Source organism: Pleurocapsa sp. PCC 7319, assembly GCF_000332195.1.
GTDB lineage: Bacteria > Cyanobacteriota > Cyanobacteriia > Cyanobacteriales > Xenococcaceae > Waterburya.
Window position 1 is genome coordinate 1,122,785 of sequence record NZ_KB235922.1, and the last position, 26,773, is coordinate 1,149,557.

Annotated in this window: 21 protein-coding genes and 4 pseudogenes; 10 read left to right on the forward strand and 15 right to left on the reverse strand. The window is 39.4% G+C overall.

The genetic code is table 11. The annotated features are described in order from the left end of the window. Window positions 1–276 precede the first annotated feature (276 nt). From recQ to PLEUR7319_RS0109135, 3 genes are all read left to right on the forward strand, one after another. Window positions 277–2,400: a DNA helicase RecQ gene (gene recQ / locus PLEUR7319_RS0109125; protein WP_019504916.1), complete on the forward strand. Its 2,124-nt coding sequence runs from the start codon at window positions 277–279 to the stop codon at window positions 2,398–2,400. A 264-nt stretch (window positions 2,401–2,664) separates the two neighbouring features. After that, window positions 2,665–2,802, forward strand: a complete 138-nt coding sequence (locus PLEUR7319_RS0109130; protein ID WP_019504917.1) for a photosystem II reaction center protein K — start codon at window positions 2,665–2,667, stop codon at window positions 2,800–2,802. Between the two features lie 310 nt (window positions 2,803–3,112). Beyond that, complete coding sequence (locus PLEUR7319_RS0109135) at window positions 3,113–3,484, forward strand: DUF4870 domain-containing protein (RefSeq protein ID WP_019504918.1); 372 nt, start codon at window positions 3,113–3,115, stop codon at window positions 3,482–3,484. Between the two features lie 258 nt (window positions 3,485–3,742). Here PLEUR7319_RS0109135 and PLEUR7319_RS0109140 read toward each other — a convergent pair whose 3' ends face one another. Next, a complete protein-coding gene (locus PLEUR7319_RS0109140) occupies window positions 3,743–4,690 on the reverse strand; it encodes a glycosyltransferase family 2 protein (protein WP_019504919.1) in 948 nt (315 codons plus the stop codon). 258 nt (window positions 4,691–4,948) lie between these two features. Here PLEUR7319_RS0109140 and PLEUR7319_RS0109145 point away from each other — a divergent pair, with 258 nt between their 5' ends. Then, window positions 4,949–6,148: a glycosyltransferase family 2 protein gene (locus PLEUR7319_RS0109145; protein WP_019504920.1), complete on the forward strand. Its 1,200-nt coding sequence runs from the start codon at window positions 4,949–4,951 to the stop codon at window positions 6,146–6,148. A gap of 46 nt (window positions 6,149–6,194) precedes the next feature. Here PLEUR7319_RS0109145 and fahA read toward each other — a convergent pair whose 3' ends face one another. The 3 genes and pseudogenes from fahA to PLEUR7319_RS42565 all read right to left on the reverse strand — a co-directional run. Then, window positions 6,195–7,505, reverse strand: coding sequence for a fumarylacetoacetase (fahA, locus tag PLEUR7319_RS0109150; RefSeq protein ID WP_019504921.1), 1,311 nt, complete (start codon window positions 7,503–7,505; stop codon window positions 6,195–6,197). Continuing rightward, the gene (locus PLEUR7319_RS0109155) at window positions 7,502–8,401 is read right to left on the reverse strand and encodes a hypothetical protein (RefSeq protein WP_019504922.1); all 900 of its coding nucleotides are present in this window, start codon (window positions 8,399–8,401) and stop codon (window positions 7,502–7,504) included. Before PLEUR7319_RS0109155 ends, fahA begins: the two co-directional genes overlap by 4 nt. A gap of 305 nt (window positions 8,402–8,706) precedes the next feature. Next, window positions 8,707–8,847 (reverse strand): annotated as a pseudogene (locus PLEUR7319_RS42565) (IS110 family transposase); the annotation flags it as partial. 122 nt (window positions 8,848–8,969) lie between these two features. Between PLEUR7319_RS42565 and PLEUR7319_RS0109160 the strand changes: the two are divergent. After that, complete coding sequence (locus tag PLEUR7319_RS0109160) at window positions 8,970–10,361, forward strand: IS4 family transposase (protein ID WP_019503390.1); 1,392 nt, start codon at window positions 8,970–8,972, stop codon at window positions 10,359–10,361. Between the two features lie 102 nt (window positions 10,362–10,463). Further along, complete coding sequence (locus tag PLEUR7319_RS34695) at window positions 10,464–10,745, forward strand: hypothetical protein (protein WP_019503389.1); 282 nt, start codon at window positions 10,464–10,466, stop codon at window positions 10,743–10,745. Here the strand turns inward: PLEUR7319_RS34695 and PLEUR7319_RS43455 are convergent. Beyond that, window positions 10,717–11,614, reverse strand: a pseudogene (locus tag PLEUR7319_RS43455) (IS630 family transposase). The gene PLEUR7319_RS34695 and the pseudogene PLEUR7319_RS43455 overlap by 29 nt on opposite strands. A 217-nt stretch (window positions 11,615–11,831) precedes the next feature. Continuing rightward, window positions 11,832–12,665, reverse strand: coding sequence for an IS110 family transposase (locus PLEUR7319_RS41590; RefSeq protein WP_237743661.1), 834 nt, complete (start codon window positions 12,663–12,665; stop codon window positions 11,832–11,834). Between the two features lie 5 nt (window positions 12,666–12,670). Here PLEUR7319_RS41590 and PLEUR7319_RS34710 point away from each other — a divergent pair. Then, a pseudogene (locus PLEUR7319_RS34710) lies at window positions 12,671–13,231 on the forward strand (IS200/IS605 family accessory protein TnpB-related protein); the annotation flags it as partial. Between the two features lie 343 nt (window positions 13,232–13,574). Here the strand turns inward: PLEUR7319_RS34710 and PLEUR7319_RS0109185 are convergent. Both PLEUR7319_RS0109185 and PLEUR7319_RS0109190 read right to left on the reverse strand, forming a co-directional pair. Then, window positions 13,575–14,114: a hypothetical protein gene (locus tag PLEUR7319_RS0109185; RefSeq protein ID WP_019504925.1), complete on the reverse strand. Its 540-nt coding sequence runs from the start codon at window positions 14,112–14,114 to the stop codon at window positions 13,575–13,577. A gap of 255 nt (window positions 14,115–14,369) precedes the next feature. Further along, complete coding sequence (locus PLEUR7319_RS0109190; protein WP_019504926.1) at window positions 14,370–14,687, reverse strand: hypothetical protein; 318 nt, start codon at window positions 14,685–14,687, stop codon at window positions 14,370–14,372. A gap of 120 nt (window positions 14,688–14,807) precedes the next feature. Between PLEUR7319_RS0109190 and PLEUR7319_RS41595 the strand changes: the two are divergent. After that, window positions 14,808–15,732: pseudogene (locus tag PLEUR7319_RS41595) on the forward strand (IS110 family transposase). 255 nt (window positions 15,733–15,987) lie between these two features. On the opposite strand, the gene PLEUR7319_RS34720 reads toward PLEUR7319_RS41595, so the two are convergent. Beyond that, entirely contained in the window at window positions 15,988–16,419 is a 432-nt protein-coding gene (locus tag PLEUR7319_RS34720; protein WP_036798806.1) for a hypothetical protein, read from the reverse strand. A 43-nt stretch (window positions 16,420–16,462) separates the two neighbouring features. On the opposite strand from PLEUR7319_RS34720, the gene PLEUR7319_RS0109205 reads away from it, so the two are divergent. Together PLEUR7319_RS0109205 and PLEUR7319_RS0109210 are read left to right on the forward strand one after the other, a co-directional pair. Next, complete coding sequence (locus PLEUR7319_RS0109205) at window positions 16,463–17,611, forward strand: UPF0236 family transposase-like protein (RefSeq protein WP_019504928.1); 1,149 nt, start codon at window positions 16,463–16,465, stop codon at window positions 17,609–17,611. Between the two features lie 216 nt (window positions 17,612–17,827). Continuing rightward, the gene (locus PLEUR7319_RS0109210; RefSeq protein ID WP_019504929.1) at window positions 17,828–18,103 is read left to right on the forward strand and encodes a GlsB/YeaQ/YmgE family stress response membrane protein; all 276 of its coding nucleotides are present in this window, start codon (window positions 17,828–17,830) and stop codon (window positions 18,101–18,103) included. 138 nt (window positions 18,104–18,241) lie between these two features. Here the strand turns inward: PLEUR7319_RS0109210 and PLEUR7319_RS0109215 are convergent, their stop codons facing one another. The 6 genes from PLEUR7319_RS0109215 to PLEUR7319_RS0109240 all read right to left on the reverse strand — a co-directional run bounded on the left by PLEUR7319_RS0109215 (window position 18,242) and on the right by PLEUR7319_RS0109240 (window position 26,660). Further along, on the reverse strand, window positions 18,242–19,561 hold the full coding sequence (locus PLEUR7319_RS0109215; protein WP_026102415.1) for a hypothetical protein: 1,320 nt from the start codon (window positions 19,559–19,561) through the stop codon (window positions 18,242–18,244). 140 nt (window positions 19,562–19,701) lie between these two features. Beyond that, complete coding sequence (locus PLEUR7319_RS0109220) at window positions 19,702–19,884, reverse strand: CsbD family protein (protein ID WP_019504931.1); 183 nt, start codon at window positions 19,882–19,884, stop codon at window positions 19,702–19,704. Between the two features lie 128 nt (window positions 19,885–20,012). Continuing rightward, complete coding sequence (locus PLEUR7319_RS34725) at window positions 20,013–20,174, reverse strand: YqaE/Pmp3 family membrane protein (protein WP_036799599.1); 162 nt, start codon at window positions 20,172–20,174, stop codon at window positions 20,013–20,015. Between the two features lie 475 nt (window positions 20,175–20,649). After that, window positions 20,650–21,489, reverse strand: a complete 840-nt coding sequence (locus PLEUR7319_RS0109230) for an SWIM zinc finger family protein (RefSeq protein WP_019504933.1) — start codon at window positions 21,487–21,489, stop codon at window positions 20,650–20,652. 181 nt (window positions 21,490–21,670) lie between these two features. After that, window positions 21,671–23,155: an NAD(P)/FAD-dependent oxidoreductase gene (locus PLEUR7319_RS0109235; RefSeq protein ID WP_019504934.1), complete on the reverse strand. Its 1,485-nt coding sequence runs from the start codon at window positions 23,153–23,155 to the stop codon at window positions 21,671–21,673. A 343-nt stretch (window positions 23,156–23,498) separates the two neighbouring features. After that, entirely contained in the window at window positions 23,499–26,660 is a 3,162-nt protein-coding gene (locus PLEUR7319_RS0109240) for a DEAD/DEAH box helicase (protein WP_019504935.1), read from the reverse strand. Window positions 26,661–26,773: the final 113 nt, after the last annotated feature.

Below are 26,773 nucleotides of genomic sequence, written 5' to 3' on the forward strand. Positions count from 1 at the left end.
TGTATGAGAGTTGATCGGGATGAGACGTCAGTTCTTCTCAGTGCGATCGCCAAATTTTAATCAGAGGGGCAAAAGACTCTTTCAAAAGGTTGTTTAAGATAACGTTGGTAGATATCGAAATTACTATCTAGAGTGGCGATCACCTTCAGTCATGTCGTTTGTTCCGACAAATCAGGGGACGCATCTTGTAAGAGATCCTAAGGATATCCACCTCGTCTTTCAACAAATTCTGTATTCTACAATAACCTTTGAGAACCGATATCCCGCATTAAGGTTATGTCAACTTTTGCCTCTCTAGAGGAAGCTTTAAAACATTTTTTTGGTTACGATTCCTTTCGCCCTGGACAAAAGAAAATTATTGAAGCGGCTTTGAAAAACAGGGATTTGCTGACAATTATGCCTACTGGTGGGGGTAAATCTCTCTGTTTCCAATTACCAGCGCTTCTTAGAAAAGGCATCACGATAGTTGTTTCTCCTCTAATTGCCTTGATGCAAGATCAGGTAGATGCATTACAGGATAATGGAATTAACGCTACTTATCTCAACAGTACACTAAGAAATGACGAGCTAAAATCACGTCAGATAGCGATTCTCAAAAATCAGATTAAACTACTTTACCTTGCTCCTGAAAGACTCTTAAACGAGAAATTTAGCTTATTCTTAGAGAAAGTGGTAAATAGTGTCGGGATTTCGGCGATCGCCATTGATGAAGCCCATTGTGTCTCGGAATGGGGACACGATTTTCGCCCTGAATACAGCAACTTAAAGTTATTACGCCAAAGCTATCCTCAGATTCCGATTCAAGCACTAACCGCTACTGCTACCAAAAGAGTTCAGCAGGATATCATTCAACAGCTCAACTTGCGATCGCCTGATGTCCATGTTGCTAGTTTTGATCGCACTAATCTTCATTATGAAGTTCAGACTAAAGACCGTAACATTTATCGCAAGTTACTTCGAGCTATCCGTGCTGAATCGGGTGCGGGTATAGTTTATTGCTTGAGTCGTCGTAGCGTAGAAGAAGTCGCTACCAGATTACAATATGACGGAGTTGATGCGCTACCCTATCATGCAGGATTATCAGATCGAGAACGAAGCAATAATCAAACTAGTTTTTTGCGGGATGATGTTCAAATTATAGTTGCCACTATTGCTTTTGGGATGGGGATTAATAAACCTGATGTGCGGTTTGTATTTCATTATGATTTGCCCCGCAGTATCGAAAGTTTTTATCAAGAATCAGGGCGAGCGGGGAGAGATGGTGAACCTTCCAAATCGATTCTATTTTTTAGCTTAGGCGATCGCCAAAAAATAGAATTTCTGATTAAACAAAAACCCGATCATAACGAGCAAAAAATTGCCCTGCAACAGCTACGCCAAGTAATTAACTATGCTGAGGGTAATGATTGCCGTCGCACTATTATTTTGCGTTATTTTGGGGAAAGATATCGGGGTAACTGTGGCAAGTGTGATAACTGTCTCAACCCCAAACCGATTGAAGACTGGACAGTTGAAGCGCAAAAGTTCCTCTCTTGTGTTGCCCGTTGCCAAGAAAAATTTGGCATCAATCATATAGTAGATGTCTTGATTGGTTCACGGAAACAGAAAATCTTTCAGTATGGGCATCATCTATTATCTACCTACGGTATCGGGAAAGGTCGAACCGCAGATGAATGGCGAATGTTAGGGAGAAGTCTTGTGCATCAAGGTCTTGTAGGACAAACAACCGACGGCTATCCTATCCTCAAACTAAATAAACGCAGTTGGGAAATTTTTCGGAATCAACTAGTAGTTAAAATTGCAGTTAACCAACATCAAACTAAAACGTCAGCTACCTACAATCCACGAAAAGCAGAAGCTGAATTACTGTTTGAAAAACTAAGGAAATTACGCAAACAAATCGCCGACCACAATTCCTTGGCTCCTTATATGATTTTTGCCGATTCTAGTTTAAAGCTAATGGCACAGATACGCCCCCAAACCCTAACTGATTTTGCCAAGTTATCAGGAGTCAATGAATACAAAGCTCACCAGTACGGTGATAGCTTTATTTCAGCAATTAGAGAGTTTACCGAACAACACAAATTACCAGTTAATCTTCCTTCTAAAAGTCAGATGACCACTCTACAACTACATCAGCAGGGTTTAAGCGTAGTAGAAATTGCCAAGCAGCGAGGCTTTGCAGTGTCGACCATTAATAGTCATCTCAGCGAACTAATAGAAATGAAGCAACCCGTTGCTCTCAACAAGCTAGTTAAAGCCGAGCGGCAAAAGATAATTATCAAGACTATTGAACAGGTTGGAGATATGAGTCTTAAAACTATTAAAGATGCATTGGGAGATAGCTATAGCTACAATGAAATCAAACTAGTCCGGGGCTGGTGGCGCAGTCAAAAATAGTGGACTGTCAATTTTGAAATGATGGATGCTAAAAAGTTCGGAATTCGGAATTCGGAGTTCGGAGTCAGAAGATTTACCCCTCAATTCAAACTTGTGAGCGTACTAGTTTGGGATTAAAGTTAAGGACTTGGTTACTGAATACAGCGATTGCCTATCAAATTCGGGAATCACCAGATAACGGTACTGTTACTGAAAATCACCCAGCCAAATTATGATAATATTCTTACTATATTTTAAGAAAATTGTTGGAAGGTATATAGATATATGGAAGCTGCAATGTTCTTGGCAGATTTGCCAGAAGCTTACGCTATGTTTAACCCGTTGGTGGATGTTCTACCTTTAATCCCTGTATTTTTCCTGGCTTTGGCTTTCGTTTGGCAAGCAGCAGTAGGATTTAAGTAAACTTACCACTTGTAACTATAACTATGAGCATCCAAAACTAGCTGGATGCTTTTTATTTGTCAACGTCAGTTTGATAAAGCTAAAAAGGTGAGATTTTGTAAGTTTCGATATCCGGTAAACTCTTGTTTTTTGTTGAAAAAACTATAACTCCGAACTCCGAACTCCGAACTCCGAACTCCGAACTCCAAACTTCTAACTCACGTTTGTCAGCTTGTCCATAACAGAAAAGGGCAGAAGCTGATTTAGTATAATCTCTACTTCTTAAAGTCTTTCGTAGACGATAATATTTAACTGTATCGATAACTCGCTTATGTTATTAGGAGAAGAGATGCAAGCAGAATCTAATACAGATAAACAGAAGTTACTTTCGGCTGTGGCTCATGGTTCGGTTTTTATTAGTGCGTTAGTTTTTTCCATTGGTATTCCTATTACTATTCTATTGGTATCTGAAGACTCTTTAATCAAGGAAAACGCCAAAGAAGCAATTAATTTTCATTTAAATGTGTGGCTAGTTGGAGGTATCATTGCTGTTCTTTCCTTTTTCACATTGGGTTTGTTAGGCTTTATCTTAGGTCCTATTTGGCTAGTTATTCACTGGGGCTTGTCAATTTGGGCAGTTATTCACTGTCTGCAAACCCCAGAAAAAGCTTTCCGTTACCCGTTCATTTTGCGACTGGTGTAATAGTTACATAGTAAACATCAACCAAGTAGCTACTATAAAGGCAAAGTAAGCGAATGCAACAATAGTATACGCAGCAGTGTTAGTTATCATAGCTAATTCTTTTTTAGAGTTTTATATATTTCAGCTAATGATGCTAACACCTAGTTTTGTCAGTAGAGGTATTGCTCAGCACATTCTAAAAATTTCTTCCAATTTCTACCATGGCAAAAATCAAAAAAATCTCTACACATATTGATTCAGCCTATTCCAGGTTCTTATTTACTGTTCACTAACTCCCAAATCCGTGTGAACTGTCTTGTATTCTTGATAATCTATACCTAATAAACCTGCAAAAGTACCGGCACCACGATAGATATACAGTAAAGAATTGGCGATCGCCGGTTTACCTGTTAATGAGGCAGGAATCAGCTTCAAGATACCAATTAAAATCAAGGCTAAACCTTTAAGCATTCTGATAAACTGCACCAGCAGGGAAGGGTATAACTCTTTTTCCACTAAACTATGAGTACCCCAAGTACGATAACCTCTTGCCAGAATCCACTTCAGGTTAGTACGAGAAGAAGGAATCCAGTCATAAACGATCGCTTCATCTGCCCAGATAATTTTATATCCAGCTTTGTTAAGGCTCAGGAACAAGTGGGAATCTTCACCACCTGTAATCGCAAAGCGATCGTCAAATACTTGATCGTACTGACGAATAATCTCTCCCCGAATCATTACGTTGTTGGTAAAGGCAACATGACGTTGTTCTCCAGTTTTATAGCGAGGACAATCAAAAAAGTTTCCTTTAGTCACCCAACTTGGGACATTCTGTTCTTGAAAGTAAGGTAGAGCGGGTCCTGTTACTACATCTGCATCATATTTTTGCTGCGCTAATAATAGTTCTTCTAGCCAAGATGATTCTGGTACTTCATCATCATCAATGATGACCACAAAATCGGTTTCTTGGGAGGCCAATCTAACTGACATATTGCGAGCGTAAGTAATTCCTCGTTGTGGTTGCATATCAGTTTTGAGTGACCACTGGAAATCTGGTTTAATTGCTTGACAAACTTTTTCGGCTGCACCACGAGTGTCGTTGTCTACCACAATCACCTCAATATCGGGACGCTTGATAGTCTTGAAAGTTAGTTGATTAAGACCTTTTAAAAGACGTTTTAAACCCTCGGGTCGTTTAAAAGTAATGACACAAATAGAAATCAGCATATTGAGTTGACATCGTGAATTACAAAAGTAACCTTTGTAACACGATTTATGAGATAGAGGCGATCATATACTATAAAAAAAGATGGTTCAGATCAACCCATAGGTTGCAGTTGAGGCGAATATCGACACATATCTTTTACCCTGGCAAATATATCTAGTAACGAATACCTAGTTTACTAGTGCGAGGTTATATGATATTGCTAATTAGTCAGCATTAGAAATCATCTAATAACAGATAATAGATAAATTATTATTGAAATGGCTCTTCTCAATCTTGTTAATATCCTTCTATTGTTGGGTGGGATAGTTTTAATTATTCCCTGTTGCCTTTTTTTTATTGAATGCTTTGCAGCTTTTATCTCACGACCATCTCATCTAAATTTAACCCCTATTGAACGACCAAAAACTACAGTTTTAATTCCTGCTCACAATGAAGCTAAACAAATTGAAGCAGTATTAGAAGTATTACTGAAACAAATTACGGAACAAGATCGAGTAATTGTCATTGCTGATAATTGTCATGATAATACGGCAGAACTTGCCAGAGCGAGTGGAGTAACGGTCTTAGAAAGAGCGCATCTAACTAATCGGGGTAAGGGATATGCTTTAGACTATGCCATGCACCACATTAAAGATAACCCTCCTGAAGTGCTGGTGATTTTGGATGGTGACTGTATTATTAAACCCCATACTCTGGAAAAAATTACCTGTAAGGCGATCGCTACTGGTAGACCAGTGCAAGCAACCTATCTCATGGAACAACCAGAGAAACCTAGCTTCAAGGACAGTATTTCCATGTTTGCGATTAAGGTTAAAAATTTAGTACGGCTATTGGGTTTAAATCGTTTAGGTTGGCACTGTTTATTAACTGGTTCGGGAATGGCTTTTCCTTGGTCATTAATCAGTCAAGTTTCTCTTGCTGGAAGTAAAACCACTGATGATATGCAGCTAACAGTAGACTTAGCTTTAGCTGGGTTCAGCCCTGTATTTTGCGAAAATGCTCTAGTTGTTGGTCGTTTGATGAAAGACAAAGATGCCCAAAGTCAGCGATCGCGTTGGGAACATGGACATGTAGAAATGATCTTAGTGGAAGTTCCTCGACTTCTCAAAGCCTTCTGGAAAACGGGACGTTTTGCTTCCTTGGGATTAGCGTTAGACATTTTTATTCCCCCGTTGTCTTTGCTATTGATGATTTGGCTAATTAGTATGCTTATTACTTGGTTAGCGGTATTCTTAGGTGGTGCATCTACCATCCCAGCAATTCTGGCTAGTATAGCTGGTGGATTCTTAATCTTAGGAGTATTATTAGCTTGGGTTAGATTTGGACGTTCGGATCTGCCTCTTAAAAATCTCATTGCTCTCCCCTTTTATCTGTTGGGCAAAATTCCGATTTACCTCAAATTCTTAATTCAACCCCAAAGCAGATGGTTAAAAACTGAAAGAGATTTACCGAAGTAAAATACTAGGCTAATGGCTATTAGCTGACACCTAAAATTTCTTTTGGTTAGATAAGTTTACCCCGACACTCGCCAAAACCAATCCTGACGTAACCTTTTTGCTCACAATATCCATACAATATCACTTCGTCACCATCTTCCAAAAAAGAGCGTACTTCACCAGTTGGTAATTCGATTGGTTGAGAACCACGTCGGGTAATTTCGAGTAAAGATCCTTGAGAACCTGACTTAGGACCGGAAACAGTTCCACTGGCTAGCAAGTCACCAGGACGAAGATTACAACCATTACTAGTATGGTGAGTCAGCATCTGAGCGATTGTCCAGTACATTTCCTCAAAAGAAGCTTGACTTACCCGTAAAGGCTCAATTTCTTGGGAGCGCATCTGTGCCGAACTCAACCGTAACTCAACCGTCAGCTCGATACCACCTAGTTGAGCATTAAGTGCTGAGGCGAGATAGGACAGTGGAGTTGGATCTTCTTGGGGACGGGCAAAAACTGGACAGCGAAAGGGGGCTAAAGCTTCTAAAGTGACTATCCAAGGAGAAATTGTGGTTGCAAAACTTTTGGCTAAAAAAGGACCCAGCGGTTGATACTCCCAAGCTTGAATATCTCTTGCTGACCAATCATTAACTAAACAAAGTCCGAAAATATGTTCCTCTGCTTGGTCAATTGCAATAGACTGTCCTAAATCGTTACCAGAGCTAACGAAAAACCCAACTTCTACCTCATAATCGAGAAGTTTAGACAAGCCGAAAGTAGGGGCTGATTCTTGAGGTCTTTTTTTCTGACCTTGGGGTCGTTTGATAAGAGTATCACTGGCAACAATAGAAGAAGAGCGTCCGTGATAACCAACAGGAATATACTTATAGTTAGGCAGTAAAGGGTTCTCGGGACGAAATAATTTGCCCACATTAGTAGCATGGAAAATAGAGGCGTAAAAATCAGTGTAGTCACCAATACTAGCCGGTAGCAGTAATTCTGCCTCTGCCATAGGTATCAGTATTTTCGCTTCTAAAGGCGGGGGTGAGCCATTTAATCTCAGTAACTCGCTCAAGCGATCGCGCAAAGCGGAAGTCGCCCAACTGCCTAGTGCCATTAAAGGATTTAGGTTAGGTTCGATACAGGCTGCTTGCAAACTTTCAGGCAGTTCTTGAAGTAGTCCTATCTGTTGACAAGCAAACAAATCAAGAATGCGATCGCCGATGGCTACACCAATACGGGGACTTATCGTTGTATCTCGATGTCGAAATACACCAAAAGGTAAATTTTGAATCGGAAAATCAGTTCCCTTGTGATTGGCTGATTCTACCCAACTACGTAAACTAGGATCGTGAGTGTGATTAATTGAATGGTTCATAGTAACTGCAGCTCCCTAAGCTCATCTAAAGGCTCTTGAAAAGAACAAGAACCAAAAGAACGGAAAAAATACTGTCTCGCCTGTCGTAATTCAGAAAGGTTAAGTTGACGATCTTTCCAAACAATATTGTCTTCTTGAACTTGAAAACTATTGATAGATGATTCTTGCAGAACTCTTGACGCTTCATCTGAGGTTAATTTTTGCCAATATACTAAAGAAGCTAAGATACTAAGGTTGAGAAAGCCCTGCATTGAGGAAGATAAGCTATTTGGCTCGTAGGTTAGTGGATATTTTCCAGGTAAAAGATGATGCAGCCCTGCTGTTGCTTTAAAAGGAACTTTAGTTCTAGCACTAGCAAAAATAAATTGACAAAGTTTGTCTATCTTGGGAAAAGTCTCAGCAGTTAGACCTCCAGTACGGATTTTGGCTGAAGCGTTAGTATTTTGTAGCACTGCTAAATATGTTTCTAAATTTTGGGATGGAGAATCGGCTAGGGGAATTTCAAAAAATGATTCTATTCCCTGCGGCAAATGGAGAATCGCTTGTTTAATTTCCTCAGGAGGCAGCGGTTTAAATTCAATTGAGGCGATCCTAAGCTTGTTACTATTGTTAAAAGCTTGAATTTGCTTTAATCCTAGTTGCCAATTTTCAGATAGAATTACGCTGAGTGAGTAAGGTTTGGCTAAGGTATTTTTTAAAGCTCCGTTATTAAGAAGTAATTCTAACTCTAGCAATCGAGACACGGGAACGACAAAGCGACCTAAAAACCAATTAGAAGGAGTTTGATTATATTGGATAAAATTAGCGATCGCCTTTTCTAGACTAAGCTTTGCTGGAGGAAAAAGTCCAGCGTAGTCTACAATTGCTGCTAAAAGAACTTTTAAGGATGAGAACATAGAAGATCACCTCTGTATTTATTATGGCGTTCTTTAAGCAAGTCTGTAGTCAACAAATTAGCTATGTTTATTACATGGAATACGTAAGTTGGTAACCTCGACGCTTCAGCGCGAGGCGGAAAACTCGAAGTACTGCTTTTCCTAAAGCGATTGTCTTGAATGTCAAGTTAAATTTGTTTTTTTCAGGCGATCGCGCTACGACTAAATAAAGCAAGAAAATTCCCTCGTCACAGTCACAACTTGCTGCAAACAAGACAAAATCAAAGCGATCGCGGTCATTGAACTAAACGATTTGAGGTTGCCAATTACGGACTAACTTCTTGTCGCCAGGTTTGATTATTTCTCATCATGGCATTGAGCAAAATTAAAAGCTTGTGCATACAAGCAGTCAAAGCAACTTTTTTGAGTTTCCCTTTTTTGAGCAAACGCTCATAGAAAGCTCTGACTTTTCACGGCATCTTTTGAAGGGTATATAAGTTGTGTAACAATATTCGCTAACAATTTTATCCATTTCGAGAAATCTGCCCTCTCGATAGAGCAAAATAATTGAGCAGATTTTGAGTGGTGAATGAATCAGACCAAAAATTTAATAACCGAAAAATGTGACTTTGGAGATCAGCGTTTAACCAAAAGGGCTATGTTCATCGAATCGAGATTATCGTTAAAATATGGCAAACCACTCTCCGCGATTTTTGAGAGAGCAAGTGACCTGAAAAGAGCTTATGAATTCTTTGCCAATCCGAAAACTAGCCTAAACAGTGTGTGCCAACCCTATCATCTTCAAACAGCAGAGCAGATTAAAGAACTCTCAATCGTATTAGCAGTAGGAGATACAACCTATCTCGATTACAAGAAAATCCGCGAAAAAAGAGCCGAATATGGACCCATTGGCAATGGTGGGAATGGACTAATTTTACATAGCACCTTAGCTGTAAATGGGGAGAATGGACAACCCATAGGATTATTAACAGAAAAACTGTGGCATCGAAATCATGAAGAAAGTAAGAGTTTAACTCAGAAACAGAAGCAGAAAAAGCAAGCGGAAGCAAGAAGACGTCCGATTGAACAAAAAGAATCTTATAAATGGATAGAAGCTCTCCAATCCGTCCAGAAACTCTTAGAAAAATCCGAACCAGAGAGTATTAGCACCAAAGTAATTCATGTATTTGACCGAGAAGGAGATATCGCGGAAGTCTTTGAACAAGTCAGTCAAACCGCAAATACAGGGTTAGTGGTAAGAGCAGCACATAATAGGGCATTATCAGAGTCAAACAGTTATTTATGGTCATGGCTCCCATCTCAATCTATCAAGATGGAAGTAGCAGTAGAATTAGCCAAAACCCCAAATCGAAAAGAGCGAACCGCTACTCTGGCAATTAGATATGCACCCATCAAACTTCGCAGTCCTGCCAGAATGAAAGAACCAGAATATTTTGAAGTTTATGGGGTTTATGCCGTAGAAATTGACCCCCCAGAAGGCTGTGAACCCGTAGAATGGATGATCTTGACCTCCGAACCCGTTACCAATGGGGAACAAGCACAAACCATTTTACGATGGTATACTTACCGTTGGCGAATTGAAGAATATCATAAAATTCTCAAGTCAGGGTGTAAAGCGGAAAGCTATCGTCTATCTGGAGATAGTATGCAAGTTTTACTGGGATTTTTAACGAATATCGCTGCACAATTGTTAAAAATGACCTATGTTCATCGAACCAAACCAGATGCACCTGCATCTTCAATTTTAAATCAGGTACAAATTGAGGTTTTAGCTGCCAAATTTGGAAAATCAGTCACCGCAGTAGATTTAACGGTAGCTTGGGCGATACAAGCTGTAGCTCGTTTGGGCGGTTACTTGAGTCATCGCCGAAAGAGTAATATTGGCATCACGGTGTTATGGCGTGGCTTTTTAGAGCTGCAATCTTTATGTGAAGGATGGCAATTACGCTCCCCTGGTTGAAGTTTAGAAGCGAGTTGATTGTAACTTTGGAGAGGACTAGAATGAGAATATAGTTGGCGAACTTTGTTACACAACTATATCCGATTATTTCTGAGCTGAACTATGGCTAATGCCCGTCAACAGAAGGATCTAGCCACTCGTCTAGATGAACTTAAACATCTTATTAAACAACTCCAACAAGATATTCAAGACATAAGGGACGAAGGTGAAATTGCTCCGTCTGGTTGTTGGATTGTGCGCTACCAAGCTAAAGGAAAAAAGGGTGGTCGTTATTGGTATTACAAATGGATGTCCCATGAGCCGATTTTTGTCACCAAAAATGGCAATCCTTCTCGTCATCAATATTTAGGTATAGTCATTCTAAATAATTTCCGTATGATTTAACGATGTCATCCAAGGAAGTACCAGGAGCGGAATAAATACGTCTTTTTTTGAGGATGCCCTAAAGGATTAGCTTCGCGTCGCAAAGTCTTGTTCGATACGATTAAAATCAGGTGAATAGGGTGGTAAAAACAAAACTTTGTGACCCGCTTGTTCGGCAATGCGAAACACATCATCCTTGCGATGAAATGCCGCATTATCAAGAATTAGAGTGGAGTTTGGTTTCAATTCGGGAATTAGATGCTCTTCGAGCCATTGATTAAACCATAAAGCACCATTTACTTCCTTTAAAAAGAACTGGTGCTAACAACTCTTTGCCTCTTTTGCCAGCTATCAGACTTGTTCTTGTTCCTCTTTTACCATTGCGATTGGCGAAGCCACTGCCCTTCGGGCAATCGCCGTAAGTTTTTTGTCCTCGTTTTGACCAGCCATAAGGACGATAGACATATTCTTCAAAGCCTGATTCATCCAAGTAAACTAAATTGCTTGATCCGTCAAGAATGACAATTTTACGTAAATTTCTCAGAAAGCTGATTCGCTCACTATGCTTACGTTCAGTGTATTTCAGCGTTTTTTTTACGAGTTAACTTCATTTGCTTCTGGGCATACCCAATAGCACTCGTATGCACTCCAAAATATTGCGCCCTTTCTCTTAACAAAGCATCTGGATTTTCTTGAATATGTTGGGCAATTGCTAGAGAGTCTAGTTTTCGCTTTCTTCCAAGTTGTGGTGCTGGAGTCAAATTCTTTCTTCGACACCAATCATTCACACACCATAGACTTACCTCATATCTTCTTGATGCTTCGGCTTTGGAGCCTCCAGCCGCTACAAAGTCCACTACCCGCTTTCGCAAATCTACACTATAAGTCATCTAACCTGATTGATTTCTCATCTAGCTTATATTATTTCATATGTTTCCTATTTAGAATGACTATAAAGCTGGAAGTCAAGCTTATTTGAAAGCGGTTGAAGCTCTATCACGTCGTGGTCGAATTGAAGCTTTGGAGCGAGGGATGAGTACACTTTCAATGGGTTTGTCAGATTTGGTTGAGGAAACCTCAAGATTGAACAAAAGTTAGCGAACATTATTACCTAGTTTTTTTTCGACCCAAGATACCGTGAAAAGTCAGATAGAAAGCTTTGATAGCAGGATTAAAACGAACAGCCACTAGAGTCGCCATATACAAGACACAACGAATTGTAGCTCGTCCACCCCAAATTTTTCTCTTGCCTCGAAACTTTCCACTGTCTCTGTTTAGGGGTGCTACACCAACTAAGTAGGAAATTGATTTATGCGAGATTGTACCTAATTCTGGTAAAGATGAGATCAAAGTCACAGCTACTACTTCACCGACTCCAGGCACACTAGTCAACAATTTCATCTTTTGCTGCCAGTCTTCATTAATCGCAATTGCTGATTTGATTTGGGATTCAATTTCTTTGAGTCGCTTTTCGAGCCATTCAATGTGTTCGTCAATATCGGCTTGAATTGAATTAGTTTTACCTCGACGACGATTTTTTTCGGCGGTAATCATGTCACTAATTTGACGGCGACGAGTTACTAGATCTTCTAGTTGGCGCGAAGATTCATCACTTATTGGTCTCACTTGAGGACGTATCGCATCGGCAAAATGCGCCAACAATTGAGCATCAATAGCATCGGTTTTGGCTAGTGTTCCCGTCGCTTTGGCAAAATCTCTGGCTTGACGAGGATTGATTACTGCTACAGAAAGTTTTGCCTCAGTTAACTTGATTACGGCATCAATTTCCATACCTCCCGTTGCTTCCAAAACAATTAATTTTGGTTCGATGTTTTTTAAAGTTTGAACTAGCTTACTAATTCCTACCTCATTATTTGTTACTTGAAATAGGTTTCCTAATGGACGTACGTAGACATCAAGATATTGTTGACAGACATCTATTTGATCAGATTACAGTTAAGCGTAATCGACAGATGCGTGATGCTGTTAATAAAGCAGCAAAAATAACAATCAATCACTGTCTTGAGAATCAAATTGGCACAATTGTATTTGGCTGGAACAAAAAACAAAAACAAAAATCTAATCTAGGGAAAAAGAACAATCAAAAGTTTGTCCAAATACCTACTGCCAAACTAAAAGACAGAATTGAACAACTATGTATTGTGCATGGTATTCGATTTATTGAAACTGAAGAAAGTTATTCCTCAAAAGCTTCAAGCTTAGACCTTGATACTATTCCCGTATTTGGTGAGAAACCCGAAGGATGGAAACCATCAGGTAGAAGAGTGAAACGAGGATTGTATCGTTCAGCTTCAGGAATTGAGTTCAATGCTGATATTAACGGAGCAATTAATATTGCTAGAAAAGTAGCAAAGCAATACAGTTTCAACTTCGATCCTCGTAGTTTTGCTAGAGGCGTTTTGACAATGCCTAGGCGGTTAAAGATATGGGTTCAACCTTCTACTCTTTGCAGTGCTATAAAAGAATCTCACGCGCTTCAGCCGTGAGAGTGTCAATTCTGGTTGTCCGCCTCAGATCGTCAAGCTAAGCAAAAAAGCTGGCAATGAATCGATGCCGAAGAGAACATCGGTCAGAGAGCAAACTCATCAGTTCTAGTAGTCTGCCAATTTTGTTTTGATGGATGCTAAAAAAGTTCGGAATTCAAAGTTATGGGTTATAGGTTATATCAAGTACGGATAATTAATTGAAATAAACAGGCTTATTGCAGACCTAAAAAACTTATTACTTGTTACTTATTACTTATTACTTGACCTCATTCTTAATTTAAGTATTCAACCGAACTTGATATTATAGGTTAATAGTCTATATTTGACCTTCAGTTTTCGCTTTTCATCTTGTCAGAACTTTTCCAAACTCCTGAAGGTCTGACTTAGCTATAAACAGTTCTTCATACTTCAGCTCGGATCTTTCCCAAAAGAAATCAATAAAGTTGATGGGGTTAACTATGTGGAACAAGGTCTCAACAACTCCAGTTTTCTCTTCAAAGGCGATCGCTTCTTGGGCAGAATTAAGAGAATCAACAATAAGTTCTTGAGGCTCGCCCAGTGTATATTGAACTAACGCGATGAGACAACACGTCCTAGCGTCCAATAAGGCTTGGATTTCACTCTTGTATCGTCGTATAAATCCATTAACCGGCGATAACCAGGACTGTCGAAATGACAGATGAGCAGAGTTCAGATGCTTTAGCACTTGAGTCAGAGCTTCGCGAGACTGAGGGTATTTCTCTATCTTCGATTTCAATAAGGCATCTTGTGCAGCTTTCAATTCCACGACAGCCAATGCATCCAACGCAGACTTAAATTCATCATCACCTAACAACGAATCTACTGAATGGGTTGATTTTGCTAGTTTGATTATGTCAAACATATTAATTTGTTTAATCTACTATAGATTATGTATTCAAGTTACGTAAAATTATTGATACTTTAGGCCTCGGCTAAGAAATAATGCTGAAGATGCATATGGGCGCTCTTCATATATTAGTCATCTTATATTAAAAGTTTTTAGAAACCTTGGTTTTTGAGATTTTTTATCAAGTTTTAAGTATATTTATTGGAGATGTCTATTCAAACAATGTTGGCGATCGAGAAGAAAAAATCGCCAAAATTTTATTCCCAATATTTATAGTGGTGCAGCAGCTCCTATTAGCCCGATTACTCCCAACAGCATACCCAACCGTCCCCATAGGATTAATCCTTGATAAGTCGGAAGACTACGTTGTTGCTGATAACGTATCAAGGCGATCGCCAGACTTAGTAGTACGATTGGTGAGAAGATAACAAACAACCAGGGATAAACCATTGGTAGTAAGAGTAATGCGATCGGAATAGAAAACATCAACATACCGAGTAATACCCAGGCAATTACAAAAGCGGTTCGGGATCCCCAGCGATTAGCAATAGTCACAATGCCTTCAGCGCGATCGCCTGGGTAAATCAAACCCGTATTTTAGCAAGGAAGAGTCAGATGAGCGAGAGTCAAAACGATTGAAAAATATGACCTAAAAAAGAAAAGCTCGTGAGTCCTAAAGGATACACCTTCGGATATGAAAAACAGTGGGTGGGAATTGATGTTTGCCAGAAATACCTTGATGTCTATATACGTCCATCAGAAAAGTTATTTCAAGTAACAAACGAGGAAGTAGGCATAAGGGAGCTAATTCAAACTCTAAAAAACATCCAACCAGAATTAATTGTTTTAGAAGCGACGGGGGGCATGGAAATCGATGCAGCAATTAAACTGACTCAGGCAGGATTAGCCGTAGCCGTAATTAATCCCCGACAAGCCAGAGATTTTGCCAAAGCAACAGGGCAAATAGCTAAGACAGATGTCATTGATGCCAAGGTGTTAGCACACTTCTAGAAATGCGATTCGTCCAGAAGTTAGACAAATCAGTGATGAATCTTCCCGTCAACTGGAGGATTTAGTACAACGCCGTCGCCAGATAAGCGACATGATTACTGCCGAAAAAAATCGTCGCAGGGGTAAGACTAACTCGGTCAAAGCCAACATTGATGAGCATATTGAATGGCTTGAAGAACAACTAAAAGAGATTGAATCACAAATAAAATCAACTATCGCACCCAACCAAGACTGGCAACAAAAAATGAATTTGTTAACTAGCGTCCCTGGAGTTGGAGAAGTGGTAGCTGTAACTCTAATTTCATCACTACCAGAGTTAGGCACAATTTCACATAAATCAATTTCCTATTTAGTTGGCGTAGCCCCTTTGAATCGAGACAGTGGCAAGTTTCGAGGCAAACGCAGAATTTGGGGTGGACGAGCCAAGATTCGTTGTGTTTTGTATATGGCTACCTTAGTTGCGGTGAGATTTAATCCCGTAATTAAGGCTTTTTACGAGCGTTTGCTCAGTAAGGGTAAACTCAAAAAAGTAGCATTGACTGCCTGTATGCACAAACTCCTAATTCTGCTCAATGCCATGATGAAAAAGAATCAATCTTGGCAACCTCAAGCTGTCAATTAGCTTACCAGAATTATTTCTGAATAATTTCTCATCACCAAGAATTATTCTCGTGGTGAAAAATTACCTTAGCTCAACTATTTGGTTAGCGATCGCCTAAATCAAAAAATTGGACTTGACATTCAAGACAATCGCTTTAGGACAAGGGCACAATGTAAAGCCCCGTCATTTATGACGATTGGGGAAGGGCTAAAGGATTAATTTTTTTCCCTTTTCCCTTTAACCTACAAATCACTGTTTATTTATGATGGTGAGGAGTCAACTCAATAGATGTTGGCTGGTTTCATCTCGATGTTTTTTCAGGTACTTCATGAATGGCGTATCTCCTGTACCGATACTGGTGTCATTGTGGGCTTCAGCAGTTTGTTGATGAATGTAGCGGGCGGCAAACTCCAGGTGCTTGGTGCGAAATTGTTCAATTAAGAGCAAACAGTCATTGTATAAATCTTTTAGTTCTGGAAATTGCCGCATCTTCCTTTGCACAAAATCCCGCAGCCTCGATCGCTGTTCCACAGCAACTACAAAAGCACGATGTTTCGGTGGCATATAATTCCTCATTTCCTGTAAATATTCTCGCAAGGGGTCGTTGGCGTGGGGTGCGCTCAAAAATAGTTGGTAATTGTCCAGGGCGATCGCGTTTTTGAGGAAATAGAAATTTAAAGCCAAAATTAACAGAATTAAAGAAGCCAAAAAAAGGCAGTGTTTAAAGAGACGAATCAATTAAGACACTGCCATGAATCAAAATTATAATGACCTGATTGAACAAATCAGCGATCTTCTATTTGAGACGATAGTAGAGCAAGAGCCAAATCTAGCTGAAAAAGTCACGAACCTCGACAGAGACGTATTATCATTGTTACGAGCTATTGGCCTGAGAGTGATGTCAATGTTATTGAGTTGGTTAGTCAATCAGGTTACGAACCAAATGAAGAAACCTGGCTGGGTTGTCCATCGAAGACCACAAATTAAATACACAGTAATCTTTGGACAGTTAAAAATAGAATCTCCCTATTTATGGAATAAAACAATTAAACGGGGAGTTCGCTCTGTAGTCGAACAATTAGGAATTTCTCAAGGAGATTACTCCATAGGAGTTAAACAAGCCTTAACCGAGTTTGGAGCTGAAGAATCCTTTGAAGGAGCAGCCAAAAGGTTTCAAGAGCATTATGGTTTCTGGGTTGAAAGAAATGCAGTTAGAAGAGAAGTCGAAACGATAGCGGCTCAAGCACAGCAATATATTGAGCATCGCTTGGATAGTCTGAAACAGCAAGCTGACGACCACCAAAATCAGACCCAAGGCTTATCGAGACTGATAGTTGAATTAGACGGTTGTCAGATTCGCACGGGAGTCTATTTTCCTTCTCAAAAAGCAGAATTAACCCCAAAACGTCAGCTCGCTAAAAAAGAGCGAAAAATCGATTGGCGCGAAGTTAGAGTGGGATTTGCACGTCCAGTTGAGGATCGCCAAAAGCGAACTTTTATAGCGCGAATGGACAAATATCCTGCCGTAGTGCAACAACTGGTAAGTGCAGCTATTGACCAGGGAATGGGGACAGACACAGAAGTTACGGCAGTGGCGGATGGAGGTAATGGTTTACGAGAGGCTCTTGAACGAGGTTTTCCCAAGCTTAAATTTATTCTCGATCGCATTCATCTCAAACAACATATTTATCAAACTGCTGATGCTCTTGGTTTAACTGGTATACATCGTCACATTTGGACTAGCCACCTTCTGAGCTTAATTGATCGAGGGAAGATTAACAAAGCAATTAAATTTATTAATCGTCATTTTCACAACAGTCCAGCCAAGAACAAATTAGACAATTTATCTCTTATGTTAAGTTCATCAACAGTATCATTAACTACTCTAACCCCTTTCTAAAAGTTAGACTGACCATAATTCAGATCTTGTTCTACTATTAGGACTGGTTTTTTCTGGAGATAATTTTACCAATCATATTAATCTCTACACTTCGATAGATACATAATATCAGCTTTTAGATAGAAGAATCAGTTATAATAAATAAATATACTAATTGCAACTAGTAAACACACAATTAATTAAAAAACAATTAATTTAAGAATTTAGGAGCAAGGTATGAATATTTTAGCTTGGTTAGCATTAGGATTAATTGCTGGAGCATTAGCGAAACTAATCTATCCTGGTCATCAAGGTGGCGGTATTTTGGCCACAATTGGTCTAGGCATTTTGGGTGCATTAGTTGGTGGCTACATTGGTCAAGCATTGTTAGGAAGTTCGGGGGCAGCAGCAGCCTCGGCAGGAGCATTGACTATTCCTGGTATTATCTTTGCTGTTTTAGGTGCAATGTTACTAATCTTTATTTGGGGTCTAATTACTCGTCGCGCTGCGTAATTTAGACATCTTAAACTTCTAATAGTTTTAACTTCTAAATAGTTTATATTCCTTCGTATTTTTTTGGGTAGAGACGTTACAATCAACGTCTCTATTTTTGTTGTTTGTTACCAATTTAGAATTTTTTATTTACATCTTTTATGAAAATCCTTTTTTCTTTTTTTTCTTGGCTTTAGATTTGGTTTTTTGTACTTGTGCTACCGCGGATTCAAATAGATTATTGAGATGTACTGGTACATTGGCGATCGCTGGAAGTTGAGGATTAGATGGTTTATTATATTTAAGTAGTAACTTATCTAAATCGGTATCTAAATTAAAATCATTATTATTACAGTAATTTTGTAAAAGTTTTTCTAGAGTAACTGGATATTGTTGTTTTAGTTGCTGCCAAATATAATAATTAGCTTCAGGCTGTTCTAAATATTTATGAATAAATAAATTGTTATTTTCCTGGGTTTCTGGATTTTCGTCAGCTAATAAATTAGTAAACTTTTCATAGTTAGGCAAAAACATTTGACCCCATCGAGGATGAGAGAATACGGTGACAGATTCTGCTTGTTTTATTTCGGGGGGCAAATCAACTTTTGGTGTTACCATTGACAGTTTATTTTTATTCTTAATAATCTTGCTAACTGCCTCTTCATCTATACCTAAATCTTTAGCAGTTTCACTGAACTCAGCTTCGCTACTTCCTGATTCTGATAGCATTTCTGATAGAGATTTAGAATCATCAATACCAGCATCAGCTAATCTTTTCTGACTCATTATTTCTTGTAATTCACCAATTTTTTGGTTTAGCTTGTAGCCTGGTAAAGTTAGACGCTCTTTACCCATAAAATCAATAAATTCTTGATGGTATACGGCGACAGATTCCCAGGCTTGCTCTAATAACTCTGGTGCATCGGCATAGAGAAAATCAGGATAATTTTCTCGAAACTCACCAATTGCCACAGCCAATTTTGGCTGACTTAATTTACCTTTAATAATGCGATCGCTAAAAAAGAACCACTCGCGTTGATTAATCGGTGCAAGTATAGTCAGAATAATTTCTCCTGGCTGCCATCTTCTAGTCTCCTTTTCGGCAATTTTAGAGTGACCATAGACAAGATAATTTTTTGCTGTCAACCAGTTCATTAACTGATAACAATTACCTTTTATTGCTTTAATTTCAAATAAACCTATAAAATTTTTCTGCCATAGCTTGATTAACTCAATATCTTCAGAGTTCAAGTTATGCTCTTGTTTTAGAAATATTTCTAAAGGAGTTTCCTCTCCTACTTTTCCCTCAGTGATGAATAGATCTACAGTTAGATTCTGCTGTTTAATACCATAGCTATTTTTCTGGCTTTTTTCGGCTGCATAAGATTCTAAAGCGATCGCTAGCTCTCCTTCAGCACTATAAACAAAATCCGCTAGTATTTCTTTAAAATTGATTGCTTGTTCTATAGTATTTTGCATAATATATTCTCGACAAAAAATAAGAGGTTTAGCATGACTAAACCCCATTTAAAACTAAATTTGATTAATATAAATTAAGTCTTTGATTAAATCTCTGCTCAATAGCTAGTCAAATTAAATATCTTGACATCAACCATAGATTAATCAATCACTTTTTTGATTTCATCTTTAACATTTTCGACACTGTGTTCTACCTGGGCTTGAGCTTGTTTTTCTTTTCCTTCTGCTTTATCTTGAGGATTACCTGTTACTTCTCCTACTGCTTCTTGTACTTTTCCTTCAATGTTTTTAGCAGTAGCTTTTACTCTATCTTCAATACTCATATTTAATTAATCTCCAGATCTCAAAGTTATCACTAAAATATCCTCTGATATTAATTTATAAATCCACCAAGAGATTGATTTATTTTATTTGCTGTCTAGATGAGTCGGTATGATGCCAGAAACTAATGTTACTTCTTAGCAATAATCCAGATAGCATGAACCAAACCAGGAATATAACCGAGCAAAGTTAACAAGATATTAATCCAAAAGTCTTTACCCAAGCCCACCTGCAAAAATACTCCTAGTGGTGGCAGCACAATAGCAATGATAATGCGAATTATGTCGTTCATAGTAGCGTTAGCGTTACACTCGTAGATGATATTTCTATTGTAAGCAGTAGCGATAACTAACTTCATTTAAGACTTGGTAATTGACCACCTATATTAGTCATTATCCATGCAGCAATCCCTGCTGCTGAAACATTTTCAATACGGGAAACTGGTCAACTTGAGGAAAAGAGCGATCGCGATTCAGTTCGAGTTTCCCTTGTAAACGACTGCATCAGGGAAAGCGATCGCCACGCTAGCATTTAAAATGGCGATCGCTAAGCTATTGTTTAATCACAACAATGTTATCAAGACGGATGTAACAAAAAAGTGTGCTAGTTTGCAATCACTAAAGAAAATAGCGACCACTAGAGTATCTCAAAATGCGATCGCTGTTTATTTGGCTTAATTTAAGCTATATTACCACCAGGGATGTAACAAAAAGGGTAAGCTAGTTTGCAATCACCAAAGAAAAAATAGTACGCAAATTGTATTGGGTTTAAAAAACATCGCGATTTTTAGTTTTAACTCTTTGATAGAGTTCCTCCATAGTGGCAATAAAAGAAGTATCTCGATGCCAAAACTCAGGAAAATCCCCCGCTTTTTTAACTAAAATTCCCGAAATATTAGTTTCTCTATTTTCGGAGATTATGGAGGGAGTTATGGTTTTACCCTGCCAAAATTCCTTGAGAGAAGTCGCTGAATTGAATTGATTTTTTTGCGGTCTAGTGTAATAGGATGTAATAGGAGTAGGAGCTAATTCCTCTGTCTTCAAACCAGCAATTAAAGCTTGACCTAGGGGTGTTTTGGCTAATTCTTGATGTAATTGCTCTTGAGTTAAACCCCGTAATTCGAAGATTAAAAACGGGTCTTCATCTAGTTCTGAAGCAAAGCGGTAACAGAGACCAGCAATATGTTTGCAAGGATTTGACCAGTCTGGACAAGAACAAGAGGTTTGAAAATCCCCCTCGCTATGAGGCAGCAGATTTTTGTTCACTTCTCTAAAACTACGTTCGATATTTTCTGGAACTTCGTTTAACAGTAATTTAGAGACAAAACTGGCATTTTTGGCCATACTTTGAATAATCTTGGACCAGTCTTTTTTGGCAATCGGTTTAATTTTAACTACTGTATGATAACGGGGTTCAGTATAGACTCCAAAGTAAGGATTGACCGAACCTCTAATAGTGGCTTCAATTTCACCTTTATTAACGGCAAATTCGAGAATTTTCCCCCCTCTGGCATAAGAACGACCTCTCCCTAATCTGGCAGCATCAGTAAAAGATTCAATGGCTGTAATAAATTTTTGTCCCCACCAAGTCCGACTAAATTCACCCATAAGATTTTCCTCTCAATCAAAATCAATCCAAAACTGCACTACGATTCAAAGCAACTAGTTCTCGAAACTTATCATTGTCTAACTCAGTTAACCAAAATTTATCCCCAATTAATTCATCCTCAATTATTTAATTGTTAAGCAAGATATGAACTTTGGAGAGCTTTTTGAACAACGCCTCAAATCACAGTTTACTAATCGGGACACAATTGCTGAAAACCATTACACCATCCTCGATCGCCCCATGGCGGAGCATTTTCTTATCACGCTGGTAGTTCTGCGGGTTAATCCAGGGCTCGTGATCGCCCTGCTTGGGTAACAAGTGTATCGCGCGTTGTATATAGCCAGAAGAAAAATCTTCGACCCAGGGTCGCTCTGGCATATTTCGCTCCTCGTCATCAAGACTTGGCGTACACTGACGATATCCTTTCTCATCCATATGATTGATGAGTCGGCAAACATATTCTGCCATAAGTTCGGCGCGTAAAGTCCAAGAAGCGTTAATGTAGCCGGAAATAGAAACCAAATTCGGCACGTTCGAATACATTAAACCTTTGTAAGTATAGGTCTTAGAAAACTCAACTGGTTGGGCATCGACGATAAACTTTACACCACCAAGTACGACGATATTGAGTCCAGTCGCCGTAACAATAATATCGGCTTCTAATTCCTTGCCCGATTTGAGCAGGATGCCCTTCTCGGTAAAGGTGTCGATCTGCTCGGTGGCTACAGAGGCTTTACCTGACTTAATCGCCTGAAATAGGTCGCTATTTGGCACGAGGCAGAGGCGCTGGTCCCAGGGGTCGTAGCGTGGGGTGAAATGAGTCTCAATATCATATTCTGGACCGAGTTCTTGACGTACCATCTTTAGCAGCATACGCTTGACCTTTTTTGGCTCAGTGCGCGTACGATGATAAAAGAGTCCTTGAAGCGTAATATACTTCCAGCGCGTGATGAAGTAAGCTATACGTTCTGGCAAGAGCTTGCGTAACCAATTGGCACTCGTGTCCTGGTCGGGACGCGAGACAATATAGGTCGGCGATCGTTGTAGCATCACTACATGTTCGGCATCTTTAGCCATTTCTGGTACTAGGGTAATCGCAGTGGCTCCAGAACCGATGACAATTACTTTCTTACCACGATAGTCGAGAGTTTCGGGCCATTCCTGCGGATGAACGATCTCTCCCCTAAAAAGATGGGGATTTTTGAATTCAGGAGTGTAACCTTTTTTATAACTGTAGTACCCAGAACACATCAACAGAAAATTGCAGCTGAAGCTAACGGTGGTTCCTGTATTTTGGTTTTCAGTTTCAATTGTCCAGGTAGCATCCGCGCTAGACCAAGTAGCTTTCTTCACTAGATAACCATAGCGGATATGTTTGTCGATCTCGTTCTCTTCAGCAGTCTCCCGCACATATTTTAGGATTGATGAGCCGTCGGCAATAACTTTCGCTTCGCGCCAGGGTTTGAAATTATAACCGAGGGTATGCATGTCGCTATCGGAACGGACACCTGGATAGCGAAAGAGATCCCAGGTTCCGCCCATCGAGTCCCTACCTTCCAAAATGATATAGCTTTTGCTCGGGCACTTGGTTTGCAGGTGGTAAGCAGCGCCGACACCTGAAAGCCCCGCGCCGATAATTACAATGTCGAAATATTCCTTAGACATGGTCTGCTTCTCCTGTCTCTGGCTTAAGTAGCAATCGCACCCACTTCACTATTCATACATCTTATCCTCTATCTAAATCCTGTTCGTAACAGTGACCATAAACCTGTTAAATCTTTATCAAAAAGCTATAAGCTTTAAGCTCTAGGCTCTAAGCTTTTTAGTTGACTACTTGCTCCCGTAGCTTTAAACCTATAGCTCGTGGGTTCCGTGACCCCCTCCAATCTTGTTTGGTGCAGATGCGGCAAAAAGAATGCCTTTCTGCAATTAGGAGAGGTCTAAAACCTCTTTTAATTTAGCTTATAGCTTATAGCTTATGGCTTATAGCTGGGGCGAAGCCCCTTTATTAATCCAAAACTGCACTGCGATTCAAAGCAATTAATTCTCGAAACTTATCATTGTCTAACTCAGTTAACCAAGATTCATCGGCACCGACTACAGATTCTGATAATCGCTTTTTATCTTCAATCATCACGTCGATTTTTTCTTCTAAAGAACCTAAAGTGACAAATTTGTGGACAAAAACATTTTTCTTTTGTCCCAGGCGAAAAGCGCGATCGCTAGCCTGGTCTTCTACCGCCGGATTCCACCAGCGATCGAAGTGAAATACGTGATTAGCTTTAGTCAGCGTAATCCCCACACCACCAGCTTTCAGGGAAAGGATAAAGACGGCTGGAGGAGTGTCTGGCTCTTGAAATTCGGCAATCATTTTGTCCCGTTGCTTACGGTTAGTGCCACCGTGAATATAGTAAGTTGGATAGTGATAATGGTGACGAAAATACTGTTGTAGAGCATCGCCGATTTCGCGGAATTGAGTAAAGAGCAGTAAACTTTCTTGTTCGGCTTGTATTTCTTCAATCATTTCTTGAAGACGAGATAGTTTATGAGAACGGTTGGGGGTAAATTCGCTTTCATCTTGTAAGAATTGTCGGGGATGGTTGCAGATTTGCTTCAGTTTCATTAGTGTGGACAGGATTAAGCCTTTACGTTCAATTCCTGATTTTTCTTCTATTTGTTGTGCCACATCCTGTACCACAGCTTCGTAAAGAGAAGCTTGTTCTGGGGTAAGGTTGCAATAAACTTTTTGTTCAACTTTATCGGGCAAGTCTTTAATGATGCTTTTATCGGTTTTAACTCGACGCAGGATGAACGGTTCAACTAATTTCTTCAGAGTAAGGGCTTTAGTGCGATCGCTATTTTTTTGGATCGGAATTTCAAAAGCTTTGCGAAACTGAGCTTGTTTGCCCAGATAACCTGGGTTGAGAAAGTTGAAAATCGACCACAAATCTAACAGACGATTTTCTACAGGAGTACCAGTCAAAGCGAGACGGTGAGGGGCATTAAGTTTAAGAATCGCCTTGGTTTGAGCTGCCTTGGGATTTTTAATATTTTGTGCCTCATCCAGAACAATGCGTTGCCAGTCAATGCGATCGAATAGTTTGGCATCTTTGCGAACTAGAGTATAAGAAGTGATAATCACATCATGAGAGGCGATCGCCTTCTGGAATTCTGACGCATCCTTACTTCTGTCACTACCATGATGAATCAGGCTCCGAAAATGAGGAGCAAATTTGGTAATTTCTTTTTGCCAATTGCCAATCACGGAAGTAGGTACAATAAGCAAAGTCGGTGCCACTTGAGTGCGATCGTTTCTTTCCTGGATCAACCGAGCAATCACCTCGATCGTTTTGCCTAAACCCATATCATCAGCGAGACAGCCATTAAGTCCCAGGTTTTCCAGATAATTAAGCCAGGAAACGCCCCGTTGTTGATATTTTCGTAACTTACCTTGAAAATTGGGCAAATCGGTAACTAATTCCAGTTGACTTTTATCATTGAGCTTCTGCAACATCTCTTCTAAAGTATCGTCTCGCTCAAATTCTAATTCCGCCCCAGCTTCTGCTTCCCTTTGTAATAATTCCAGCAGTGACATTTGTTGATTTTCTTGTCCCTGTTGTTGCCAGAACTCCAACATCTGCTGCATTTTTGCCAAATCCAGTTCTACCCATTCCCCTCGAAACTTAACTAGGGGTACTTTGGCATTAACTAATTGTTCCCATTCTTCTTGAGTAACGGGATGATTCCCAATCGATAATTGATATTGGTACTGAACAAGTGTATCGAGACCAAAATAACTTTTAGTTTCTGATTTAGTGGCAGATTGGCTGCTACCAGACACTTTAAGGCGCAATTTAGCCCGTTTTCTGCCCTTGGGAGTCCACCAAGCAGGAACTATAACTTTATATCCGGCATTTTCCAGTATCCAGGCAGTCTCTTTGAGAAATTCAAAAGCTTCGTCCAGGTCAAGAATTACCCCCTTAGGTTCATTGGTTTCTAAACCAGTCCACAGTAGAGGATAAATACGGGCTGCATAACCGAGATTGAGTAATAAATTGGATTCAAATTCCGAGCCAAATTGTTTATAGAAGACAGTTCTTTTTTTCGTTCCTAATCGCCAGTAATCTTGAAGGGATATCTTTAAGGAAGGATCTTTTTTGGGTGCTACCTGAAACTGTAATTGCCAAGGTTCTTCTGCGCCCTTCGGTGTTTGTAATTGGAAATAAAGATAAAAAGGAATATTATCCTGGGTGTGAGTTATTTTATACCGCCAAGATTGCCATTGCTGATACTCTTCAACAGCTAGATCGTTAGTCCCAGGACGAGATATCAGATCGGAATCAGTACATTTTTCTAAAATGGTTCCTGATAGTTGTTTGCTAAATTTAGCCGTAGTAGGAGTATGGGTCACAATATCTGTGAGCAAACATTCCGAAAAATGACGTAAAAGAGTTTCTTCATCATAGAAATGAGGAGTTTTAGGTAGAGCTGCAAAACCAGCTACGCTAATTTTAGGCATTGACTCTAGATAATTTGCCAGCTGGTCTTCATAAGTAGGGGAGATTATTTCCCAACCTGGATAAATTTCTAAATCTGACCGTTTTTTACGTCTTTTAGTCTTTGGTTGAGGTTGATAATATTTGAGCGCGGGAATGTATTGGTCTTGGAGAATAATTTGTTTAAAACTTTGAGTATAGTAATACCAGAATAATAGATCTGCTCCAAATTGAATTTCATTCTTACTGTTAATGGCGATAAAGTGAAGCTCATTTAGTAGTTTGATCACATTATTGACTAGCTCGTAACTATAGCCACTGACTTTGACACTTGTAGTAGTTTGATAACAATCAATCTCCCAATACTGCCAGGTAAATTCTTCTGGTAATTCTGTTTCCAGATAACGAGCTAATTCTAACGAAGGTAAAGGTTGCTCCTTGACAGTCGGTAGTAAAAAATATTTGGGTGTAATCCCATCTGATTGTAGATTTTTAATGCCTAAATCTTGAGCTAAAAAAGATTCTAAGTTTTTGCCTGAGAGTTGATAAGGATGAATTGTCTTAGAGTTTTTAGTTGTCTTAGGTTCTGTGGCCTCTACCCAGAGATAAAAGCCTCCAGACTGAATCAACTCTTCTGTTTCATCTGGTATCCAAGTGCCGTGAAGAATTTTCATAAATTCCTGAATTTCTCTTAGGAAAATCTTACCAAAGAGTTTCTGAATTTATGCCAGAAATCATTCGTGACCAGTTATGGCTGTGTATTGTTTGTCAACTGGTTTTTAGCTCT

Bases quoted from the DNA above. Each gene is read 5' to 3' on its own strand.
- recQ (WP_019504916.1), top strand. From the start codon at position 277: ATGTCAACTTTTGCCTCTCTAGAGGAAGCTTTAAAACATTTTTTTGGT.
- PLEUR7319_RS0109130 (WP_019504917.1), top strand. From the start codon at position 2,665: ATGGAAGCTGCAATGTTCTTGGCAGATTTGCCAGAAGCTTACGCTATG.
- PLEUR7319_RS0109135 (WP_019504918.1), top strand. From the start codon at position 3,113: ATGTTATTAGGAGAAGAGATGCAAGCAGAATCTAATACAGATAAACAG.
- PLEUR7319_RS0109140 (WP_019504919.1), bottom strand. From the start codon at position 4,690: ATGCTGATTTCTATTTGTGTCATTACTTTTAAACGACCCGAGGGTTTA.
- PLEUR7319_RS0109145 (WP_019504920.1), top strand. From the start codon at position 4,949: ATGGCTCTTCTCAATCTTGTTAATATCCTTCTATTGTTGGGTGGGATA.
- fahA (WP_019504921.1), bottom strand. From the start codon at position 7,505: ATGAACCATTCAATTAATCACACTCACGATCCTAGTTTACGTAGTTGG.
- PLEUR7319_RS0109155 (WP_019504922.1), bottom strand. From the start codon at position 8,401: ATGTTCTCATCCTTAAAAGTTCTTTTAGCAGCAATTGTAGACTACGCT.
- PLEUR7319_RS0109160 (WP_019503390.1), top strand. From the start codon at position 8,970: ATGAATCAGACCAAAAATTTAATAACCGAAAAATGTGACTTTGGAGAT.
- PLEUR7319_RS34695 (WP_019503389.1), top strand. From the start codon at position 10,464: ATGGCTAATGCCCGTCAACAGAAGGATCTAGCCACTCGTCTAGATGAA.
- PLEUR7319_RS0109185 (WP_019504925.1), bottom strand. From the start codon at position 14,114: ATGTTTGACATAATCAAACTAGCAAAATCAACCCATTCAGTAGATTCG.
- PLEUR7319_RS0109205 (WP_019504928.1), top strand. From the start codon at position 16,463: ATGAATCAAAATTATAATGACCTGATTGAACAAATCAGCGATCTTCTA.
- PLEUR7319_RS0109210 (WP_019504929.1), top strand. From the start codon at position 17,828: ATGAATATTTTAGCTTGGTTAGCATTAGGATTAATTGCTGGAGCATTA.
- PLEUR7319_RS0109215 (WP_026102415.1), bottom strand. From the start codon at position 19,561: ATGCAAAATACTATAGAACAAGCAATCAATTTTAAAGAAATACTAGCG.
- PLEUR7319_RS0109220 (WP_019504931.1), bottom strand. From the start codon at position 19,884: ATGAGTATTGAAGATAGAGTAAAAGCTACTGCTAAAAACATTGAAGGA.
- PLEUR7319_RS34725 (WP_036799599.1), bottom strand. From the start codon at position 20,174: ATGAACGACATAATTCGCATTATCATTGCTATTGTGCTGCCACCACTA.
- PLEUR7319_RS0109230 (WP_019504933.1), bottom strand. From the start codon at position 21,489: ATGGGTGAATTTAGTCGGACTTGGTGGGGACAAAAATTTATTACAGCC.
- PLEUR7319_RS0109235 (WP_019504934.1), bottom strand. From the start codon at position 23,155: ATGTCTAAGGAATATTTCGACATTGTAATTATCGGCGCGGGGCTTTCA.
- PLEUR7319_RS0109240 (WP_019504935.1), bottom strand. From the start codon at position 26,660: ATGAAAATTCTTCACGGCACTTGGATACCAGATGAAACAGAAGAGTTG.